We start from the raw sequence: 21,797 nt of genomic DNA, 5'->3' as shown, positions 1-21,797 counted from the left end.
AACAATAACTAGGTTGCCCGAGGTGTCCCATGTCCAGCCTGCTATACGCGCGTATCCGCGCCAGTGCCCGGTTCCAGCAACTGGTGGCGCGCCGAAACCGTTTCACCCTGAGCCTGCTCCTGCTGATCCTGGCCACGTTCCACGGCTACATCGCGCTGGTATCGTTCTGCCCCGAGCTGATTGCCAGGCGTCTGGCGCAGGGCTCGAACATGACCTTCGGCGTCGCGGCCGGCGTGTTCCTGTTCGTGTTTTTCTGTGCCTTGTCGGCGCTCTATGTGTACCGCGCCAACGGCGAATTCGATCGCCTGACCCAGGCTCTGGTCGCTGGGCTGGAAGAGGAGCAGGGCGCATGAAGAAGCTCCTTCCCCTGGCGTTGTCGCTGCACTCCGGCCTGCTGTTGGCCTCGCCCGCGTTGGACGCTGGCCAGCGCCAGCCGCTCAACCTGCATGCCATCGGCATGTTCATGGTGTTCGTGCTGTTCACCCTGTGCATCACCTGGTGGGCGGCGCGACGGACCCATTCGACGGCGGATTTCTATAGCGCCGGTGGCGGTATCCGGGGCTGGCAGAACGGCCTGGCGCTGGCCGGCGACTACATGTCCGCCTCCACGCTGCTGGGAATCACCGCGCTCATCTACAGCTCCGGGATGGATGGCTACATCTATCTCATCGCCTTCTTCGCGGGCTGGCCGGTACTGCTGCTATTGATGACCGAGCGGCTGCGCAACCTGGGCCGCTTCACCTTCGCCGACATCACCTCGTACCGTCTCGACCAGGGCAAGGTGCGCACCATGGCCGCCATCGGATCGCTGACCGTGGTGTGTTTCTACCTGGTGGCGCAGATGGTCGGGGCCGGGCAGTTGATCAGGCTGCTGTTCGGCCTGGACTACCAGATCGCCCTGGTGATCGTCGGTGCGCTGATGATGCTGTATGTGACCTTCGGCGGTATGGTGGCAACCACCTGGGTGCAGATCGTCAAGGCATTCCTGCTGCTGGTCGGCGGCTCGCTGGTGCTGTTCCTGGCGATGCGCGAATTCGACTTCAGCTATGACAGGCTGGTCAGCCAGGCGATGGATAGCCATGCCCTGGGCGAACGCCTGCTGGCCCCTGGTGGCTTGCTGGCCGACCCGTTGACCGCGCTATCGCTGAGCCTGGGGCTGGTGTTCGGCACCGCCGGGCTGCCGCACATCCTGATGCGTTTTTTCACCGTCGGCGATGCCCGGGAGGCGCGCAAGTCGGTGCTCTACGCCACCGGGTTCATCGGCTACTTCTTCAATGTCATTTTCCTGCTGGGCCTGGCGTCGATCGTGATCGTCAGCCAGCAGCCCCGGTTCTTCGAGGGCGGGGAAGCGGGAGGCAAGCTGCTGGGCGGGGGCAACATGGTGGTCATGCACCTGGCCCAGGCAGTGGGAGGCAACCTGCTGCTGGGCTTCCTCTCCGCCGTGACCTTCGCCACCATCCTGGCCGTGGTGTCAGGCCTGGCCCTGGCCGGGGCGTCCGCCATCGCCCATGACCTGTATGCGCGGGTGATCATGAAGGGCGCGGCCAGCGAGGCGCAGGAGCTGCGGGTAACCAAGCTGGCAACCCTGGGCCTTGGCTTGGTGGCGATAGCCCTGGGCATCGTGTTCGAGAACATCAACGTGGCCTTCATGGTCGCCCTGGCCTTTGGCATCGCCGCTTCGGCCAACTTCCCGGTGCTGTTCCTGTCGATGTTCTGGTCGGGGCTGACCACCCGTGGCGCGTTGGCCGGTGGCTACGTCGGGTTGCTCAGCGCCATGGGCTTCGTGGTTTTCTCCAGGCTGGTGTGGGTGGATGTGTTGCACTTCGCCGAGCCGCTGTTCCCCTATACCCAGCCTGCGCTGTTCTCCATGCCGTTGGCGTTCCTGGTGGCGTATGGCGTTTCCCGCCTGGACCGGACCAAGCGGGCCATGGCGGAAAGGGAAGCCTTCGCCGACCAGTACGTACGAGGCCAGACCGGCCTTGGCGCCAGCGGAGCCATAGACCACTGAGACGCACACGGTCGCTGTCGAACGGGTGGCAGCGACCGCATGGCAGGCTTTGAGGCTGTCTGTCGCCCGAGGCCTGGCTAGTGCCCCCGGAAGATGTCTCCGATACCGACGGTGGGGTAGTGCTCCATGCGCTGAGCCGTCCCGCGGTTGACGACGGAAGGCTTCGAAAACAGTGCACTCAGGAAGATGACCAGTACAAGGACAGCCAGTAGAAAACCGAATCGGCGCATATGATTCTCCAGCGATTTTTTATAGTTGTTGTCTTCGGGCGCTATCCACGTGGACCTTAGAAGCGCAGCACAGTCACTGTCCCGCCGCGCTTGCGGTGTCGCATTCGCGGGCGAACAGGCGGGTGACGGCTACGATGTCCTGGTCGCCATAGCCCATGGCTGCCGCGCGTTGCACGGCCTGGCACAGCGCGTCGAAGACCGGCGTCCAGGCCCCTTGTGCGTGCAGGGCTCCGGCGATATGGGCGAAGGCCTGGGCATGCACATCGAGCCTCGCCTGATCGCCTGCGAAATCCTGCGCTTCCAGCCGACGGACCGCTTCCTCGAGTGCATCGGCGACGAAAAAGCGCGACGTGTCGAGCATGAGCCGAGCGGTCTTCGAAGGCGGCAGGCCGAAGTGGACACCAGCCCCCACGGCCTCGAAGAAAGCCACCATCGCGGCAAACGCATGCGCGTGGAGCACGGTGGCGAAGGCCAATGCTTCGTCCCAGGGGAGGAACGTCGTATGACCGGCAAGCCCCTCAAGCAGCGCCCGATGCCGTTCGAAGGCCTCAGGATCACCGGTATGAATGCTGTGGCTTTCGCGACGACCAACGTTGCGCGGGTAGGCCACGATCATCCCTTTGACGTAATGGCCGCCCGCGCGGTTGACGAGACTCTGAAGCGCCAGGCCCTCGTCCCGGGCGTTGGTCGTGTAATCGACGATCGTACGGTTGGCCAGCGCCTGCATCACACCTGGCATCCCGAGCACCTCGTGGGTCGCCTGGTTGTCCAGGAGCACGAAGATCGTGGCCGGGCTTGCAGCCAGCGCGGCTTCGGCGCTCTCGCACAGGTGAGCGCCAGCGGCGACGAGCGCCGCGGCCTTGCCGGGTGAGCGGTTCCAGATCGCCACGCGCCTGCCTTGCCTGAGCAACGCTTGGGCCATGATGGTTCCCATGGCTCCGAGCCCGATCACGGACACTTCGAACTCGAAGCTTTCATCATTGTGTTCACGCACGCTCGAGGTCTCCTGATTATTGTTCTGGCTGATGTCCAACAGGTCTCCGGCCTGCGCTTCAACACAGGCCGAAGGAGACCCTGGCAGCTATTCGCCCAGCGCTGCCGCGACCGACTCGCCGAAGGCCCTGAGGCCGTCTTCGAGTTGGTCGGTCGGAGTGTTCAGCGGTGGCATCAGCTTGATGATTTCGCCATTCGGGCCGCAGCGGTCGACCAGCACGCCCGCTTGCAGCACGCGCTGCTGGGCGTCCTTGGCGACCTCGACGTTGCCGCGGCCGAAATCGATGCCGGCGATCATGCCGCGACAACGCGCGGACGCGACGCCTGGAATTTCCGCAAAGCCGGCAACTGCGCGCTCCATGGCCGCGCAGTTGTCGGCCAGCAATTTCAGGAACTGCTCATCGTGCCAATAGCTGAGCGCGATGCGGGCGGTCAGGAACGCCAACTGGTTGCCGCGGAAGGTGCCGATGTGATCGCCCGGTTGCCATACATCCAGCCCGGCACGAAGCAACACGATCGCCATCGGCAGGCCGAAGCCGCCGATCGATTTGGCGCAGGTGATCAGGTCCGGCACCACCCCGGAGCGCTCGAAGCCGAAGAAGTCGCCGGTGCGGCCGCAACCGGCCTGGATCTCGTCGCAGATAAGCAGCACGCCGTGGTCGGTGGTCCACTTGCGCAAGCGTTGCAGCCATTGGTTGGAAGCCGGGTAGACGCCGGCCTGGATCTGCACCGACTCGACGATCACCGCCGCCGGCAGCTCCGAGCCGCTGCCCTGGTCGTTGGCCAGGCGCTCGAGGAAGCCAATGCTGTCGAATTCGCCATAGGGGCTGTCTTCGTAGGGCACGAACACCACGTCGGTGGAAAGCCCGGGGCCACGGCGAGTGCGGTTGCCGGTGACGGCCAGGGCGCCGGCGGTCATGCCGTGGTAAGCCCCGTAGAACGATACGACCTTGGTACGCCCAGTCGCCTTGCGCGCCAGCTTCAACGCCGCCTCGACGGCGTCGGCACCGGTCGGGCCGGTGAACTGGACCTTGTAGTCCCAGCCGCGTGGCTTGAACAGGTCGCGCTCGATCGCTTCCAGGAACTGGCGCTTGGTGGTGGTGTGCAGGTCGAGGGCGTGGGTCACGCCGTTGGCCGACAGATACGCGATCAGCGCATCGCGCATGCGCGGGTCGTTGTGGCCATAGTTCAGAGCGCCGGCGCCGGCGAAGAAGTCCAGGTATTCGCGGCCATCTTCGCTGCGGATCCTGCTGCCTTGGGCGGTATCGAACACTAGGGGCAAGTCGCGGCAGTACATCCGCACGTTGGACTCGAGCCTTTCGAACGTCTCGATGTTGTTCATGCAAACCTCTTGAAAAATGATCTGGGTAGTCCGGGGTGTGGGCGGTCAGTGCTTGAACATCACGTGGCGCACCACGGTGTAGTCTTCCAGGCCGTACATCGACAGGTCCTTGCCGTAGCCGGACAGCTTGACCCCGCCGTGGGGCATTTCGCTGACCAGCATGAAGTGGGTGTTGACCCAGGTGCAGCCGTATTGCAGGCGGGCGGCCAGGCGATGAGCGCGCCCCACATCGGCGGTCCATACCGAAGACGCCAGGCCGTAGTCGGAGTCGTTCGCCCAAGCCAGCGCCTGGGCTTCATCCTCGAACGACGAGACGGTCACCACCGGGCCGAAGATCTCGCGGCGCATCACCTCATCCTCCTGCGTAGCGCCGGCCAGGACCGTCGGCTCGAAGAAGAAGCCGGCACCCTCGGCGCGCTTGCCGCCGGTGACCACTTCGATGTGCGGCAACTCCCTGGCCCGGTTCACGAACCCCTCGACACGCTCCAGATGCTCCTTGGTGATCAGCGGTCCCATCTCGGTCGCCGGATCGTCCGGCAGCCCGCACCGGATGCTGGATACGGCCTCGCCGAGCTTGCGAACGAACTCCTGGTAGACCCCTTTCTGCACATAGAGGCGGCACGCGGCGGTACAGTCCTGGCCGGCGTTGTAGAAGCCGAAGGCGCGGATGCCTTCGACGGCGGCGTCGATGTCGGCATCGTCGAAGATCAGTACAGGAGCCTTGCCCCCCAACTCCATGTGCATGCGTTTCACGCTCTCGGCCGTACCTTCGATGATCCGGCTGCCGGTGCGCACGGAGCCGGTCAGCGACACCATGCGCACCTGGGCATGGCTGGTCAGCGGCTCACCCACCGAGGCACCTCGACCGTGGACGATGTTGACCACGCCGGCGGGGAAGATCTCGGCAAGCAGCTCGCCCAGTTTCAAGGTACTCAGCGGCGTGTGCTCCGACGGTTTCAGCACCACGGTGTTGCCGCCGGCCAATGCCGGGCCGAGTTTCCACGCTGCCATCAACAACGGATAGTTCCACGGCGCGATGGAGGCGACCACGCCCACCGCGTCGCGGCGGATCATCGAGGTATGCCCCGCGACGTACTCTCCCGCCGCCGAGCCCTGCAGGCAGCGCACGGCGCCGGCGAAGAAACGGAACACGTCCGATACGGCGGGCAGTTCGTCCAGCAGCACGGCGTTGAAAGGCTTGCCGCAGTTGTCCGCCTCCAGGCGAGCGAACACGTGCGCCTGGGCATCGATGCGCTCGGCGAGCTTGAGCAGCAGGGCCGCGCGATCCTTGGGCGGCGTTTGCGACCAGGCGTCGAAGGCCGCATCCGCGCTCTGCACCGCGGCATGGACCTGGGCACCGCTGGCCTCGGTAATTCGCACCAGGACGTTGCCCTGGGACGGGTTGTACACCGCGTGGCTCTCGCCTTCGCCGGCCACCAGGGCACCATTGATCAGAAGTTTGGTTTGCATATCGATTCTCGCCATTGAAGGGCAGGCTCGAAGCCGGCCTTGTGGTTGTTGTCAGAGCGTTCGATAGAAGGGTGGTCGCTACGCCAGCGCGTCGGGCTCCGGGTTGCGGAAGAAGCTGGTCCGGCAAGCGAGATAGACCGCCCCCAGGCCCAGCCAGCTACAGCCCATGATCAGCGCGTCTTTATCCAGGCTGACCAGCATCCACCCGGCCGTGACCAGGCCAACGAGCGGGCAGAGCACCCCGCGCAGCAAGCCCGCCCCGTCTCCGAGGCGGGTATCGAAGGAGAGCCGCAACGCGCAAAGGTTGACTGCGCTGAAGGCGAGAAACGCGCCGAAATTGACCAGGGACGTCGCGGTGGCGATCGTCAGGGCAAAACCCGCGCAGCCGAAAATGCCGCAGAGCAGAATGTTGAAGGCCGGGGTCTTGTAGCGAGGATGCAGGACACCGAACAGCTTGCGCGGCAGTTGGTTGTCCCGCCCCAGGGCGTACAGCAGCCGGCCCACGCTGGCCTGGAACGACATGCCTGCGGCGAAGTGGGCGATGATGATCCCCGCCAGGACCACGGCGAAGAACAGGTCGCCGCCGATCATGCGGGCGATCTCGAAGGCGGCGCCGTCCACATGCTCGAAGGCGGGGGAGGGGTGCGCCAGGTACATGAAGTACGACGAGCCGACGTAGACCGAACCGCCGATCAATGCGACCAGCAGGATCGCGCGCGGCAGTGTCCGGCCCGGGTCGCGGGTCTCCTCGCTGAGCGTGGACAGCGCGTCGAAGCCCAGGAACGAGTACGCGGCAATGGCGGCGCCGGCCATGCTGGTGGCGAAAGACACGTCCGGGTTGAAGAACGGCTTGGCCGACAGCAGCCCGCCAGGGCCGTTGGCCGCGACGATGTAGTGCACGCACAGGCCGATGAACACGACGATGATGGCCAGTTGCGCGACCATCAACAGCACGTTGAAGCGGTTGGCGACCTGGATGCCCAGGATATTAAGCAGCGAGGTGGAGACGATGAAGCCGATGATCCACACCCATTGCGGCACCTCTGGAAAGGCCATGTTGAGGTAGCTGGCGCCGAGCAGCCAGATCAGCATCGGGATGAAGAAGTAATCGAGCAGGGCGGCCCAGCCCACCATGAAGCCGAGGTTCGCGCTCAGCATCTTGCGGGTATAGGTGTAGGCCGAACCGGCGACCGGGAACACCCTGACCAGCCGGCCATAGCTCAAGGCCGTGAACACTACGCCGATTGCCGCGATCAGGTAGGCCATCGCAGTGGTGTTGCCGCTGGCCTGCGTGATCACGCCATAGGTGCCGAACACGATCAACGGAGCGAGGAACGCCAGACCGAACAGCAGAACGGAAAACGGACCCAGCGTGCGCTTCAATGAAGCGCCGGCGATTGATTCGCTCATGACAGGCCTCCTTCACGCTACGTAGTGGTAAGCGGCGGCGACGATTTCACGGTAGGTTTCCACCGTCATTTGCTTGGCATTGCTGCCGTCGGAGAAATTCTTCTTCGACTTTTCGGCGATGCTCAGGAAGTCTTCCTCGCGCACGCCTTTCACCTCGGCGAAGCGGGGGATGCCCAGGTCCTTGCTCATCTGGAACAGGTAGCCAACGGCGGCCTCGGCGGCCTCGGCCGGCGAGAGGTTGGGGTCGATACCCAATGCGTAGGCGACCTGCGCGTGGCGGGTGATGTCGGCGTCGCGGTTATGGCCGAACACGAAGGGCAGGAAGATCGCGTTGCCCACGCCGTGTGGCGTGTCGTACATGCCACCGATGGCTTCGGAAATGCAGTGCACGCTGCCGACGTCCGCGTTACCGAAGGCCATGCCGGCGATCAGGCTGGCCACCAGCATTTGCTCGCGTGCATGCAGGTTGCCCGGCTCCAGTACGGCGGGCCTGAGGTATTGGCTGATCAGGCGGATGGCATGCAGCGCCAGCCCGTCGCTGATCGGATTCGACACACGGCAGGTGTAGGCTTCGATGGCGTGGGTGAGGGCATCCATGCCGGTTGCGGCGGCAATCGATGCAGGCAGCGTGTCGAGAATGCGGGAGTCGAGCAATGCCAGAACGGGGCCCACCCGGTAGTCCTGGACGCTCATCTTGAAATGCCGGGCGGTATCGGTGATCACCGAGAAACAGGTCACTTCGCTGCCGGTTCCGGCGGTGGTCGGGATGGCGACGATAGGCGGGATGGCGTGCCTGAGGGTGAAAGAGCCCTCGTAGTCTTCGATCCGACCCTCGTGGGTCAGCAGCAGGCTGATCGCCTTGGCCGCGTCCATCGCGCTGCCGCCGCCGATGGCCAGCAGGCCTTGGATACCTTTGCCGCGATACAGCTGCGCCGCCTGGTTGATGTCTTCGCTGCGAGGGTTTGCCTTGACGTCCGATATCTCGTCGAACGCGATCTCCCACTCATTCAGGCTGGCATACACGCCATTCAACAGGCCTGCGGCCTTTACCCCGGCGTCCGTCACGATCAGCACATGCGCCATGCCGAGTTCCCGCAGGTATTCGCCGGTGCGCTCACGCAGGTCGGGTCCCATCACGACTTTGGCGGGGAGTAAGAACTTGAATTCCATACGTACCTCTTGCTCGATTTTTGTCGTTGTTGAACGGCAGTGGAGGAATTCACGCGCAGGGCGAACCAACGGCTCCGGCGTGTGATGCATGGCTCTGCGGTCGAGAATCAACCGGGAACCTTTTTGTCTTATGTGGGCCTGGATAAGCACGAACTTCGAAAAGCCCCATGCAAGTCCCGAGGTGTAAAAAGAGGGGCGGCACCCACCCGCCCCTGAAGGGATGTTCCGTACTAATGCATTTGGCCTGCGAGCAGGGAAAGCAGCGTTCCTGTCAGGCAGGCGGGGAAGTCATGCCCCATTCCCGGCAACAGCACCAAGCGTGCCCTGGGAATGGCCGCCGCCGTGGCGAAGCCTCCGCTGGTGGCGACCATGAGGTCTTTCTCAGCATGGATGACCAGCGTGTTGCAGCGAATTCGCTGGAGTTCCTGCGTTCGGTCGCCCGAGTTGATGATGGCGCCGATCTGCCTCGCCATCCCGAGGTTGCTCGCTTCCCCGCCGCCTCGCTCCCAGGCTTGCATGGCGTAGTCGCGATGGGCCTGCTCGTCCCATTCCAGCGTCGTACCGACGGAACGCATGATCTCCACATAGTCGCGAACGCTCTCCCGCTGGTTCCGGGGAGGACGCCGGAGAAGCTGCAAGATGGTCTTGAACGCTGGCTGGCCTACTCGCAGCGATCCTGTCGTCGAGAAGATGGACGCCAGGCTCATGACTCGCTGCGGATAACGAGCGGCAAGTGTCTGGGCGATCATGCCGCCCATCGACATCCCTACGACGTGCGCCGCACCCAGGCGCAGGCCATCCATGAGGCCGATCACATCGTCGGCCATGTCGCCCAGGTCATACCCCGCAGTCGGTTTGCGGAAGAACTGTTGCAGGGTCGTGGGCGGGGTGACCTCGGTGAAGAAAGACCTGCCCGAGTCACGGTTGTCCAGCGTGATCACGCGCAGGCCCCGCTCGACCAGGCCGGCGATGAGCGCTTCAGGCCAGTAGATCAATTGCAGCCCCAGGCCGACGATGAGGATGACCGCAGGCGCGGTTTCCGGACCGTGGCTGCGATAGCAGAGGCTACGCTTGCCCGGTAGCTCGCAGAACCGATCCGCAGTCATCGCCCGCCGCCCTGAGTCTGAAGCGCCACGCTTCTGTGCAGGTAGGCGTCAGGCACCGTGCTGAACCGGAGGCATTCGTCGGCGACCTTCCCTCGGCGCAAAAGCTTGATGTCACGGAAGTAATCCATCGACATCACCCAGGGCTCACGAGGCCCCTGGCGCGGCATGCTATCCAATGCCCGCTGGACATATCCGGCCCCGAAATCCAGCAGGGGACGGGTTTCGACACCATCCGGCGCCTTCGGCTCGCAGACGTTATGGCCCTGGCTGTCCATGAAGCCCAGCAAGCGACAGAAGTGGTCGCACAGCAGGCATACTTTCAGCGTCCAGGATGAGTTGGTATAGCCCACCGCAAAGGCAAAATTGGGTACGCCGGAAAGCATCGTGCCCTTGTACGCCAGCGTCTGGCTCAACACTACCGGCTCGCCATCCTTGTGCAGGGCGATACCGCCGAACAACTGCACGTTCAGACCGGTGGCCGTGATGATGATATCGGCCTTCAGTTCCGTGCCGGACTTGAGCAAGACACCGGACTCGGTAAAGCGCTCGATATGGTCGGTAACGACCGAGGCTTTACCTGCACTGATGGCCTTGAAAAGATCGCCTTCGGGAACCGAGCACAAGCGTTGGTCCCAGGGCTTGTAGGGCGGGTTGAAATGAACGTTGACCGGATAGCCCTTCGGTAATTCTCTACGGGTCAGCCATATGAGCAGCTTGCGGGCGAGCCCGGGGAAGCGCTGGCAGAATCGCCAGAAGACCAGGGTGATCTTGGCATTCTTGTAGCGCGTCAGTGAGTAGGCGGTTTGCGCCGGCAGAATCTTGCGAAGAAAAGCGGCAACGGAATCGTTGGCGGGCTGGTTGACGATATAGGAGGGCGTCCGCTGCAACATGGTGATGCTGGCGACCTCGTCGGCCATGGCGGGAATCAGGGTCACCGCCGTTGCGCCGCTGCCGATGACCACCACATGCTTGCCCCGATAGTCCAAGCGCTCGGGCCAGTGTTGCGGGTGGATGATTTGCCCCTTGAACTGCTCCGCGCCCTCGAAGCGTGGGCTGAAGCCTTGGTCATAACGGTAGTAGCCGCCTGCGCTGAACAGCCAGCGGCATTCGATGGTGCGGGTTTCTGCCGTGTGGCTGTCCTCGACGCATACTGCCCACAGCCCTTTGTCGCTCTGCCAATTCGCCGAGACCACTTTCTGCCGGTACTGGATGAAGGGGTCCAACTGGTATTCAGCGACGGCTTCTCGCAGGTATTCGAGAATGTCGGCGGCATCCGCCAGAGATTTCGCCTTGGTCCAAGGCTTGAAGTCGAAGCCGAAGGTGTACAGGTCCGAGTCGGAGCGTATGCCGGGATAGCGGAACAGGTCCCAGGTGCCGCCCATTCGCTCCCGGGACTCGAGAATCGCAAACACCTTGTGCGGCTGGTGACGTCGAAGGTAAGCCGCAGCGCCGATGCCAGACACACCGGCTCCTATGATCAGAACATCGAGCGGCTCAATTGGAAGAGCAGTGTGAGAGGACATGTCGCCTCCTATTGTTGTGTTATAGAGACTTGATCTTTTGACTTGATCGTTTGACCAGAATAGGCGCGAGCGAGTTGCTGGTACAAGGTGCGAAATGCACCAGGTTTCCATCGGTTTGGGTTTATTTGCACCTAGGTGCCACACCAGGCCATGGCGGAAGCCTGATCCATGGACGAGAAGCGCACAGTCAGCTTGCAGGACTACAAGGAGGAGACCTCCAGGATTCCGCTGGAGGCGGGGAGAGGAGAGGAGAGGAGAGGAGAGGAGAGCTAGAAGAGGCGTCGCACCTGCACTGGCAAGAGGCCCGAAGAGCAGGGGCACGGCGAACCGTGTCCCCATGCCCCTCTCTAGAGATGCGCCTTCGAAAAGATCAGAAGCTGGCCACCAACAGCTTCACAGCCTGGCAGGCGGCTTCGGTCTCGGCATTCAGCCGCTCCTGGTCACCATGGGCGGACCAGGCGAGAAGCAAGCCATCGAACAGGTTGATGAGCAAGCGACTGACAGTGCCCAGCGCTTCCTGGTCCAGCACCGAGCCAGCGACCTGTTCGATGGCCTGCTTCGTCGCTTCGATGGAGTCGGTGTAGATCTTGCTCGCCATCGCGGGGTTGTTACGCAGATTCCAGAAAAACAGCTCGAACTGCGTAGTCGCCAGTTGCGGATGCGTGGTGAACCACCCGACCAACTGGCGCAATATCTCTGCTACCGAGTCTGCCGCCGTGGCTCCCGCCGTAACGTGCAGCAAGGACTGCTGTGGCGTGTCTATCAGGGATTCATAGACCGCGTCGAACAATTCGTCCTTGGTGTGGAAGACATAGTGCAGGGAGGCCAATGGAGAATTCGCCGCGGCCGCGATGCGACGGGTAGTGGCATTCGCCACACCATATTCCGCGATCACCTTCACGGCGGCCTCAATAAAGTCTTGCCTGCGCACTTCGGCGCCCACTCGAGCCATTCAGCTTCTCCTTCTTCGGTGTTGCCGCCAGGCGACTGGTCCGCTGTCGACCGGGACGAATGCTAACGCATGGCCGTTCTCCAATCCATGAGTCGACACGCCTGAAGACCAAGGCAGCGACCCTTTGTCTCTCCAGATGTTTCGCTCCGACCGCCGGCGATGCGTAGCCGAAGCGGAACAGGATCGAGCCTGGGCAATCCGCTATCGCCAGCGCGAACCCGCGTAGAGCCGCATCTTGATTCGGCAGGCCTTTCCTGAGCGCCGAGATGCCACGCAGAATTATTAATCGTTTGACTTGATCACATGATCATGTCGTATGATCAAACCTCCTTTCCGCGCCAGGCGCAAGGAGAGGGCGGTCTGACCGCATGAGAGTGAACGCTCATGGGCTGAGGCTGATTGCGGAGGCCCTGCAGAACAATGACAACACCACACAGGTAGGCATCAGATGAGTACGCGAAGATTGACGACAGTCAGCTGCGACAGCCCGATCGAGCAGGTAGTGGAAATCATCAGGCGTGATGGCGCTGTCGCTATTTCCAACTTCGTCTCGGAAGAAACCTTGAAGTCTCTTACCGAGGACCTGGACAGCTATCTGGGCGTTACCCCCTGCGGCATGGACCCTTACTTCGCCGGCACCCAGACTCGACGTACCGCGCGGATCCTGGCGAAAAGCGACTCCGCCGTGGAAGTGGCTCTGAACCCCCTGTTCCTCGAGACGGCAAAGCAGGTATTGCAGACTCCCACCCATGTCTGGGTAGGGAACGATCGGGTCGAGATCACGCCCGATATCCAACTGAGCATGACCCAGGCCATACAGATCGGGCCTGGACAAGGTCTTCAACCCCTGCATCGCGACGATGCCACTTCGCTCTGGCGGCATCCGCAGTATGGTCGCGAGGCTCGCTTGCAGCTCATGCTGGCGATTACCGACTTCACCGAAGAGAACGGCGCGACGCGGGTCATTCCTGGCAGTCATCAATGGGATGACGAACGGATGCCCACCCAGGAAGAAACCATCGGCGCGGAAATGAAGGCAGGCACTGCGCTTCTCTGGTTGGGATCGGTATATCACGGCGGTGGCGCCAACAGATCCGACGCTCCTCGCACAGGCCTGACCATGGCCTACGACCTGGCCTTCCTGCGCCTGGAAGAAAACCACTTCCTTTCCATACCCGTCGAGCGCGTTCGGCAACTCCCCGCGCAAATGCAGCGTCTGCTGGGGTGGAGTGCCAGTTCCACGCTACTGGGATGGGTGGAGATCGATGGTCAGATGCGTGACCCGCAAGAGCTGCTGGGCATGCCCTCCTTTTCCGAGGCAGGGAAGGGGTTCTAGCGGCACTGCCATGGATCGGCCCATGAGAGGAACAACGTCCGGCAACCCGGGAGTGATGTGAATGAATGCCTTCAACGGAGCGGCACGCAACAATGCCGAACCCATGAGATTCCGCAGCCTTGGCGGATGGGTGGAGCAGCCAGACGACCTGCAGCCGGCGCTGAAAGGCCACGAGCACGCAGACGTAGTCGTGGTCGGCGCCGGGTTCGCCGGCCTGTCAACGGCGCTGGAACTAAGGGCGCGTGGAGCGAACGTCATCGTTCTGGAACAGCAGTTCGCAGGCTTCGGGGCCAGCGGGCGCAATGCCGGGTATCTGCTCGGCAGCATGGGCATAGAATGCGAGGTTTTCGTCAAGCGAGTGGGGCTTGAGCAGGCACGTAAGTTCGTCGGTTTCTATGACGAGGCCGTCACTTATGTGGAAGAGCGTTTGGCTGCGCTGGACATCGATTGCGATTACACGCCCTCGGGAATCATCCGGGCCGCCGTCCATCCCAGCCAGGAAAAGCGACTGCGAGCGAACATGGAGCTTGGCCACGCGCTGGGCTCTGTCACTCGCTTCGTGGATAGCGCCGAGATGCGCGCGCGAGGCATACCGCCCGCATTCCTGTTTGGCAGCGAGCAGCGTGGCGGCACCTTGAATCCGGGAAAGTACGTCAACGGCCTGCGTCGTGCGGCAATCAAGGCTGGCGTGAAATTGTACGAACGCACGCCGGTGCTTTCCTACTGTGAAGGACAGGTGATTACCTGCAATACGGCCCAGGGTATCGCCACCGCCCCTGTAATGGTTCTGGCGACCAACGCCTACACGCCTCAGCTGGGAGTGCTCCGCAACAAGGTTGCACCGATCCGGGTTTCGGCAATCGAAACCCAGCCACTATCGGCGGAGCAACTGGCGTCCCTGGGTTGGCAAGAGCGTGAAGGCCTCATTACGCCGCACTACACCATGGAAAGTCATCGCCTGACGGCCCATGACACCCTGCTGCTGACCGTGAAGCAATTGGGTTATGCCTACGGCTCGAAGACACCCAATGTTCCGGACCACGCCGCCTACGCCGCGTTGTCGCGAGTATTGCGCGAGCGTTTTCCTTCCTTGCAGGGCCTTGCCATTCGGCATTGCTGGAGCGGGTATATCAGCGGGGCCTACGACTTCCTCCCCGTGGTCGGGGTGACAGGGGCCAGGCAGAACATCTTCTATACGGCGGGATGTTCAGGGCATGGCCTTGCCACTCAATCGCTCATGGGCGCGCTTTTCGCCGAGCGAATCGGCGGTGGAGAGCCTCCGCTGCTAGCGGCGCTGGAACACAAGACGCCATCCATGCTACCCGAGCCACTTCAATGGTGCGCCATAAAGACGGCCTTTGCGGCCGCCAGGCTACTGGATGCATGGACCGACAAGAAAGTGCGCAAAGACAAAGCCTTGAACGGCTGATAACGATGCGGGGAGTTAATGGGGATATGCCCGTACTCCCTTGCACCGATTAGACACAAGGCATCTATACAACTCTATCTGAAGGGGCAGTTAACGTGGAACCGAGAGACTTGTTCGCTCTGCTCTCATGTATTCTCCTGGTGATTTCCGGATTGTTTTATGGCGCTGCATTCATCAGGCGGAAAAACTATTTGCTTGGTCTGGAGTTCTTGATCGTAGGTATCTCGGCATCGAACTTCACTACATTCATAGCCACCGGCTGGCAAGCCAACTACAACATCGCGATCTTTCTCGACGCCTTTTCGCGAGGGGTGGGAGTGCCAGTTATCGCTACGCTCGGGCTAATGGCAGTTACCCACGATTACAAACCGTCGCCCGCCAAGGATATCCTCATTTTTGTAGCTGGCTTTGCCGCTACCGGCGTCTATTTCCTGTCTGGAATCATCGAGGGATTCCTCCCTTATTTCTATGTATTCATGTGGTCAGCCTATACCTTGTATCTTTGCTACTTCACCTTGCAACTGGCCCGTGCAGGCGAAGCCCTCCATACTCTGGCCACCATCGTTGGCGGGCTGGCGGGCCTGGTAGTAGCGCTCAGGTATGACTTCTTCCCGATTCCGGGAGACGACACGAAGATGGTCTTCATGACCATGGCCTTCCTGGCTTGGTCCTATTCCATGGTGCAGTTGTACTATGCCTATGGTGCGCTGGAGCGTTCGAACAAGGTATACGGCCAAGCGTTTCCTCGTCCACGCTAAACAATACGGCGCGACAAGTTTTTCTTTCTGACCCGATAACTTGGCAGAACTGTTCTGCTGTAACTCCATGGCAGGCCCTGGCCCTGCCTTTTACCGCCCTTCGGGGCGGTTTTTTTTGCAGGCATTACATCCGCTATAGTCCCGCTCCGCCGCGGAGCGTGCATTGTCGGATAAAGTTGCTCGATTCATGACCGGTCATATCCGATCGCTCCCTCTGACTCGAGGCGAAACGACAATTAAAAATGCCCGAGCCGATATCTACGAAAGTTCCCCTCAAGCTCTCTTGTGCCCTGTTACCAAGCATCTCCAGGTAACACATGTTTCTTTACTTCCCAAGGTGGTGCACAGGGCACTGGGCCTGGAACAGAACTTTTTCCATAACCGCCTGATTTATAACAATTAAAAAAACATGAAAGAGAACTGGCATATGGTTTGCCTCATGATCGTCCGACATGGTCAATTGATCAGGTCAAATGATCATTATCGACAGGAGCCGACTTCTTCCCCTTGGGAGGTCGAGCAACCGGTCCATGCCCTGTGTGAGGAGCCATCCAATGAAAGATGTAACTGAACGGCTGGAAGGTGAAGCGCCCACCCGTCGTGTTTTCCAGCAGCAGTTGTTCATGACCCTCGCGGTATCGACCGTGCTCTGTTCGGTCCAGGCGGCGCCCCAGGGCCCCGAGGCGCTGGGGTCGAAACTGACCCCCTTGGGCGGGGAGATCGCAGCGAGTGCAAGCGGGGACATTCCTGCCTGGACGCAGCCTGGACAGCAGGACGAGGGATGGAGCTACGGCCAGGTGCGAGGAGAGCACTGGAAGTTCAAGGGCGACAAGCCGCTCTACAGCATCGACGCGAACAATCTCGCGCAACACTCGAGCAAGCTGTCCCCCGGACAGGTCGAACTGTTCAAGAGGATTCCCGGCTATCGCATGGATGTGTATCCGACCCGTCGGACCTGTAGCGCTCCGGACTTCGTGGTCGAGAACACCCGGCAGAACGTTGGTTTCGCCAAGCTCGATGCTGCCGGCCTCGCTCTGGACGAGGCTCACGTTCCGGGCATCCCGTTCCCCATGCCGAGTACCGGTGCCGAGGTGATGTGGAACATGAAGATGCGCTACCGCGGCGTTGGCGTCGAAATTCCCCGGACCATTTCCGGAATTTCTCCACGCAAAGGGGGGGAATGGTTACGTCAGTCGACAGATACCTTCTTCTTCACGCCCTGGGGGAAAAAGGGGAGTGCGCTCTTCTCGTCAGTTGGCCGCCTGGAGAATGCGACCTTCTTCAACTACCTCGAGCCGGCTGCTCTGGCCGGCCAGTCCGCGGTACAGACTGCCGTGGCCGGCGAACAGGCCACGACCTTCTACTACTTCCCCGGCCAGCGCCGCGTGCGGCGAATGCCGTCGTACTCCTACGATGCGCCACAGATCGGCCTGGATAACCAGTACACCGTCGACGAGGCGAACGTCTTCTTCGGCACCATGGACCGTTTCGACTGGAAGCTGATCGGCAAGCAGGAGTTGCTGGTGCCTTACAACGATTTCGGTGCCTACGACACTGGCGCCAAGGTGGAGACGTTTGCCGGCAACGACTCGATCGCGCCGCAGTCGCGTCGCTATGAGCTGCATCGGGTCTGGGTCGTCGAGGCCAATGTCCGTCAAGGCATGCGCCATCAGGCGCCGAAGCGCATGTTCTACATCGACGAGGACAGCTGGAACCCGTTGCTGGCCGTGGACTACGACAAGCAAGGGCAGATCTGGAAAGTGCGCGAAGGGTTCTCGATTCCCGTGTACGAGACAGGCGCCTGCGACGTCCAGGCCCAGGTCCAGTACAACCTGGCGGATGGCCGCTACCTCTTCGACATGACCTCGATCGGGGCGGGCAAGAACGATATTCGCTGGCTCACCGAAGACAACGGCTCCCCCCGCCTGAAGCGTGACTTCTTCACCTCCGACAATCTGCGAGCCATCAGCGAGCGCTAACCGACGTCAGATCGAGAGCCAGCATGAAAAAAATAATTACGAAAGCCTCAGGCCTTGTCATCGCGTGCACAACCCCACTGGCAATGGGATTCACGTTCGAAACCGAAACCCTCAATGGCTCCTTCGACTCCACGATCACCGCAGGCATGGGTCTGCGTACCGAGTCACGGGGCTGCAACCTGATCAACCAGGGACCGACCGGGCACAACGCGCCCTCCGGCTGCCTGGCGCAGAGCTCCGGCGTGGCCGACCAGGGCGACCTGAACTACGACCGCGGCGACATGTTCACCAACTACCTCAAGGGCACCCATGAGCTGTTGCTGAAGATGCCCGAGGACATCACCTTCATGGCGCGCGGCACCTGGATCCGCGACTTCGCTGCCACCGATACCACCGGCACGCTGTCGTTCAACACCCCGGAGAGCGTCGGCAGCAACGGGCTGAGCGACGACGCCCGCGACGACCTCGCGTTCAAGGCCCGCCTGCTGGACCTGTGGGTGAGCAAAGGCTTCGACGTGGGCGGGCAGCGGGTCCGCGCACGCCTGGGCAACCAGGTGATCAACTGGGGCGAAAGCCTGTTCGTGGCCGGTGGCATCAACAATACCAACGCCTACGATTACCAGGCCTTGGCGCGCCCCGGCGTGCAGCTCAAGGAGGCCGTGCTGCCGGCGCCGATGCTCAGTGTCGCGTCGGGCCTGGGTTCGGGTGTCAACGTCGAGGCCTACTATCAATTCCGCTGGAACAAGAGCGAATTGCCGCCGGTGGGCAGCTACTGGTCCACCACCAACGCGCTGGGTGAGGGCAGGGGGGACTACGGATTCTCCGAAAAGGACGCCCGCGACAGCGGCCAGTGGGGCCTTTCGCTGCGCTGGCAGCCGGAGGACAGCGACGTCGCCTATGGCTTCTACGTAATGCGTTATCACGACAAGTTGCCATCGTTGCGTGTCGCCATTCTCGACCCGAACACCTTCGCGGCGGCACCGACCTGGGAGTACCAGGAAGACCGGATGATGTACGGCATCAGTGCCAACATGCCGATCGGTGACTGGGCCGTCGGTACGGAGCTGTCGTACCGGCCGAAGGACTCGGTCATGCTCAACCCGGTCATCGACCTGTGTACTGGCAACGGCGGCAAATGCTGGAAGGACGAGAAGAAATTCCAGTGGCACCTGACCGGCCTGTACAGCTTCACGCCGTCCAATTCCCCGACGCTTCTGGATTTCAGCGGGGCCAGCACGGGCAGCTTGCTGACCGAACTGGTGGTCATCAAGTACCCGGGGCTGCATGACGAGGTCAATGGCGAACCGCTCGCCGCGGGACTCAATGCCTGGCAGCTGGATCCTGCCAGAGCGCCGAAGTCTCGTGGCGACAAGACCTCTTCAGGGATCAACCTGGACTTCAGCCTGACCTATGACGGCACCTTGTTGCCGGGCTGGCAGGTCACGCCGGGCGTCTTCTATGCACGGTCGCTGGGAGGACGGACACCGAACCTCAGCGCAACCTTCACCAAGGACGCGAGCAGCATGAACCTGTACCTGAACTTCGTGCGGAACCCGGCCAGTTGGCAGATTTCCCTCAACTACGCGAAGTTCATGGGCGGTGAGACGCCCTACGACCAGCTTTATCGTGACCGCGATTATGTCGGCATCGCGATCTCCCGCACCTTGTGAGGCTTGCCTTGAACGGTTCTGTAAAGCTACCTGAGGCCCCGACACGTGGCCTGTTGTCATATGTCGAAGGTGTGTTGTTCAGGCATCGCCGGCTGGTGCTGGCGAGCCTGGCGCTATTCACGCTGATCATGGGCTGGTTCGCCGTACAGCTGCGCATGGATGCCGGCTTCGAAAAGCAATTGCCGGTAGGCCACGAATACATCGAGACATTCGAGGCCTACCGCAATGACCTGCTGGGGGCGAACCGACTGACCATCGTGGTCAAGGCCCGAGAGGGCGATATCTGGAGCGCCCCGGGCCTGAAGCGGCTGTATGACGTCACCCAGGCGGTGACCTTCCTCCCCGGAGTATCGCGCAGCAGCGTGCGCTCCCTGTGGACGCCCAACGCCTTCGTCAACGAAATCACCGAGGAAGGTTTTCGTGCTGATCCGCTGGTACCCGGAACGGTTTCTCCCGAGCACCTGGATGACCGGATCATCGCGAAGATCGCCAATTCCACTGCCCAGGGCGGCTTCATCGGTACGCTGGTTTCCCGGGACCAGAGCAGCGCGATGATCACGGTGGAACTCAACGAGTACGATAGCCAGGGCGCCCATCTGGACTACGTAACCTTCAACCATCGGCTGGAGAAAGAGATCCGCCAGCGCTTCGAAGACGGCGATTTCGAAATCCAGATCATCGGTTTCGCCAAGCAGATCGGCGACATCGCCGACGGAGCTTCAGCCGTGCTGGAGTTCTGTTTGCTGGCGTTGCTGCTGACGGCGGGGGCGGTGTACTGGTATTGCCACTCGCTGCGTTTCACCTTGCTGGCGTTGGTCTGTTCGCTGGCCTCGCTGGTCTGGCAGTTCGGCAGCTTGCGCCTGTTGGGCTACGGGCTCGATCCGCTGGCAGTGCTGGTGCCCTTCCTGGTGTTCGCCATCGGGGTTTCCCATGGGGTGCAGCAAATCAACTTCATCGTGCGCGAGATCGCCATCGGCAAGAGCGCCGAAGAGGCGGCACGCTCGAGCTTCACCGGGTTGCTGGTTCCCGGGACGCTGGCGCTGGTGACCGCGCTGGTTTCCTTCGTGACGCTGCTGTTGATCCCGATCCCGATGGTGCGGGAACTGGCGATCACGGCTTCGCTTGGCGTGGCCTACAAGATCGTCACCAACCTGGTGATGCTGCCGTTGATGGCGTCGTTGCTGCGCGTCGACGACAAGTACGCAGCCGCCCAGGAGGTTTCCCGGCAGCGTCGCAGCCGTTGGCTGCGGGGCCTGGCCCGGCTCGCCGAGCCACGCAAGGCGCAGTGGGTGCTCGGCGCGGCCTTGGCGGTGTTCCTGGCGGCGATCTGGCAAAGCCATGACCGCGTCGTCGGCACGCTGCAGGCGGGTGCGCCGGAGTTACGCGAGGACTCGCGCTTCAATCGCGACGCGGTCTCCATCGCCAGCAACTACGACATTGGCCTGGACTGGCTCAGCGTGGTGTTCGAAGTCGACAAGGCTCCTTCCGAGGTGGCCTGCGAGGATGTCGCCCTGGGCCAGTACCAGGATCGTTTCGTGTGGGCCATGCAGGGGGTGCCCGGCGTCCTCTCGGTCGCGTCCTTCTCCACCACCATGCGTCAGTTCAACGAGGGCTACAACGAAGGCAACCCGAAGATGGCGGCGGTGCCCATCGACCCGATGAACTACGCCGCGCTGGCCACCGAGGTTGCGCGAACCCCCGGGCTGATGCGCATCGATTGCAGCATGTCGGCCGTGCACCTGTACCTGGCCGATCACAAGGCCACGACCATCAACCGAGTGGTGGACGCCGCCAAGGCGTTCCGCAGCGAGTATCCGATGTCAGGCATTTCGATCCGCCTCGCCTCCGGCAACGCCGGCGTCCTGGCAGCGATCAACGAAGAGGTGGAGAAGAGCGAGACCCCCATGCTGCTTTACGTCTATGCCGCCATCGCCTTGCTGGTGTTCGTGGTCTATCGCGACTTGCGGGCGGTCCTGGTGTGTTGCCTGCCGCTGACCATCGGCACCTTCATTGGCTACTGGTTCATGAAGGAGCTGCAGATCGGCCTGACCATCGCCACCTTGCCGGTGATGGTGCTGGCAGTGGGCATTGGCGTCGATTACGCCTTCTACATCTACAACCGCCTGCAACTGCACCTGGCCCATGGCCAGACGATCACCAAGGCGGTGGAGTACGCGCTGCTCGAGGTGGGCGTCGCCACCATTTTCACCGCCATCACCCTGGCCGTTGGCGTGGCCACCTGGGCCTTCTCGGAGCTCAAGTTCCAGGCCGACATGGGCAAGCTGCTGGCCTTCATGTTCATCGTCAACATGGTCATGGCCATGACCGTGCTGCCGGCCTTCGCCGTGTGGCTGGAGCGGGCGTTCCCGCGCAAACGTCCCGTGCGCATGATCGGCGCGCTGGTGCACTGAGGAGAGAAGC

At 62.1% G+C, this 21,797-nt stretch carries 16 protein-coding genes; 8 read left to right on the top strand and 8 right to left on the bottom strand.

Going from position 1 to position 21,797, the window contains the following annotated elements:
* Positions 1 to 29 precede the first annotated feature (29 nt).
* Entirely contained in the window at positions 30 to 353 is a 324-nt protein-coding gene (locus ACI766_RS14545) for a DUF485 domain-containing protein (protein WP_003089157.1), read from the top strand.
* Positions 350 to 2,008 carry a cation acetate symporter gene (locus ACI766_RS14540; RefSeq protein WP_009876408.1) on the top strand — a complete coding sequence of 553 codons (1,659 nt, stop codon included), beginning with the start codon at positions 350 to 352 and terminating at the stop codon, positions 2,006 to 2,008. Before ACI766_RS14545 ends, ACI766_RS14540 begins: the two co-directional genes overlap by 4 nt.
* A gap of 303 nt (positions 2,009 to 2,311) precedes the next feature.
* On the opposite strand, the gene ACI766_RS14535 is transcribed toward ACI766_RS14540, so the two are convergent.
* The 8 genes from ACI766_RS14535 to ACI766_RS14500 form a co-directional block, all read right to left on the bottom strand.
* Positions 2,312 to 3,232, bottom strand: a complete 921-nt coding sequence (locus ACI766_RS14535) for an NAD(P)-dependent oxidoreductase (protein WP_003122778.1) — start codon at positions 3,230 to 3,232, stop codon at positions 2,312 to 2,314.
* 87 nt (positions 3,233 to 3,319) lie between these two features.
* Positions 3,320 to 4,573, bottom strand: coding sequence for an aspartate aminotransferase family protein (locus tag ACI766_RS14530; protein WP_023086269.1), 1,254 nt, complete (start codon positions 4,571 to 4,573; stop codon positions 3,320 to 3,322).
* Positions 4,574 to 4,618: 45 nt separating this feature from the next.
* A complete protein-coding gene (locus ACI766_RS14525) occupies positions 4,619 to 6,043 on the bottom strand; it encodes a gamma-aminobutyraldehyde dehydrogenase (protein ID WP_023091335.1) in 1,425 nt (474 codons plus the stop codon).
* Between the two features lie 78 nt (positions 6,044 to 6,121).
* Entirely contained in the window at positions 6,122 to 7,453 is a 1,332-nt protein-coding gene (locus ACI766_RS14520; RefSeq protein ID WP_023086267.1) for an APC family permease, read from the bottom strand.
* A 12-nt stretch (positions 7,454 to 7,465) separates the two neighbouring features.
* Entirely contained in the window at positions 7,466 to 8,623 is a 1,158-nt protein-coding gene (locus ACI766_RS14515; RefSeq protein ID WP_003158800.1) for an iron-containing alcohol dehydrogenase, read from the bottom strand.
* 230 nt (positions 8,624 to 8,853) lie between these two features.
* Positions 8,854 to 9,729: an alpha/beta fold hydrolase gene (locus ACI766_RS14510; protein ID WP_003144183.1), complete on the bottom strand. Its 876-nt coding sequence runs from the start codon at positions 9,727 to 9,729 to the stop codon at positions 8,854 to 8,856.
* Complete coding sequence (locus ACI766_RS14505; protein WP_023086266.1) at positions 9,726 to 11,252, bottom strand: flavin-containing monooxygenase; 1,527 nt, start codon at positions 11,250 to 11,252, stop codon at positions 9,726 to 9,728. Before ACI766_RS14505 ends, ACI766_RS14510 begins: the two co-directional genes overlap by 4 nt.
* A 370-nt stretch (positions 11,253 to 11,622) precedes the next feature.
* Positions 11,623 to 12,204 carry a TetR/AcrR family transcriptional regulator gene (locus tag ACI766_RS14500; RefSeq protein WP_003089176.1) on the bottom strand — a complete coding sequence of 194 codons (582 nt, stop codon included), beginning with the start codon at positions 12,202 to 12,204 and terminating at the stop codon, positions 11,623 to 11,625.
* Positions 12,205 to 12,652: 448 nt separating this feature from the next.
* Here ACI766_RS14500 and ACI766_RS14495 point away from each other — a divergent pair, with 448 nt between their 5' ends.
* The 6 genes from ACI766_RS14495 to ACI766_RS14470 all read left to right on the top strand — a co-directional run bounded on the left by ACI766_RS14495 (position 12,653) and on the right by ACI766_RS14470 (position 21,787).
* Positions 12,653 to 13,540, top strand: coding sequence for a phytanoyl-CoA dioxygenase family protein (locus ACI766_RS14495; protein ID WP_023091818.1), 888 nt, complete (start codon positions 12,653 to 12,655; stop codon positions 13,538 to 13,540).
* 61 nt (positions 13,541 to 13,601) lie between these two features.
* Positions 13,602 to 14,969 (top strand): NAD(P)/FAD-dependent oxidoreductase, encoded by a 1,368-nt coding sequence (locus ACI766_RS14490; RefSeq protein ID WP_003122771.1) that lies wholly within the window; start codon positions 13,602 to 13,604, stop codon positions 14,967 to 14,969.
* A 110-nt stretch (positions 14,970 to 15,079) separates the two neighbouring features.
* The gene (locus ACI766_RS14485) at positions 15,080 to 15,727 is read left to right on the top strand and encodes a hypothetical protein (RefSeq protein ID WP_015648784.1); all 648 of its coding nucleotides are present in this window, start codon (positions 15,080 to 15,082) and stop codon (positions 15,725 to 15,727) included.
* A 554-nt stretch (positions 15,728 to 16,281) separates the two neighbouring features.
* On the top strand, positions 16,282 to 17,706 hold the full coding sequence (locus tag ACI766_RS14480) for a DUF1329 domain-containing protein (RefSeq protein ID WP_003089182.1): 1,425 nt from the start codon (positions 16,282 to 16,284) through the stop codon (positions 17,704 to 17,706).
* Positions 17,707 to 17,789: 83 nt separating this feature from the next.
* Positions 17,790 to 19,376, top strand: a complete 1,587-nt coding sequence (locus tag ACI766_RS14475) for a DUF1302 domain-containing protein (protein WP_003160252.1) — start codon at positions 17,790 to 17,792, stop codon at positions 19,374 to 19,376.
* A gap of 8 nt (positions 19,377 to 19,384) precedes the next feature.
* Positions 19,385 to 21,787 (top strand): efflux RND transporter permease subunit, encoded by a 2,403-nt coding sequence (locus tag ACI766_RS14470; RefSeq protein WP_023111224.1) that lies wholly within the window; start codon positions 19,385 to 19,387, stop codon positions 21,785 to 21,787.
* The last annotated feature ends 10 nt before the right edge of the window (positions 21,788 to 21,797 follow it).

It is taken from the genome of Pseudomonas sp. DL, assembly GCF_047199225.1.
Taxonomy (GTDB): Bacteria; Pseudomonadota; Gammaproteobacteria; order Pseudomonadales; family Pseudomonadaceae; genus Pseudomonas; species Pseudomonas aeruginosa.
Note: the sequence above shows the minus strand (reverse complement) of the source record. Positions and strands in the feature narration are given on the sequence as shown.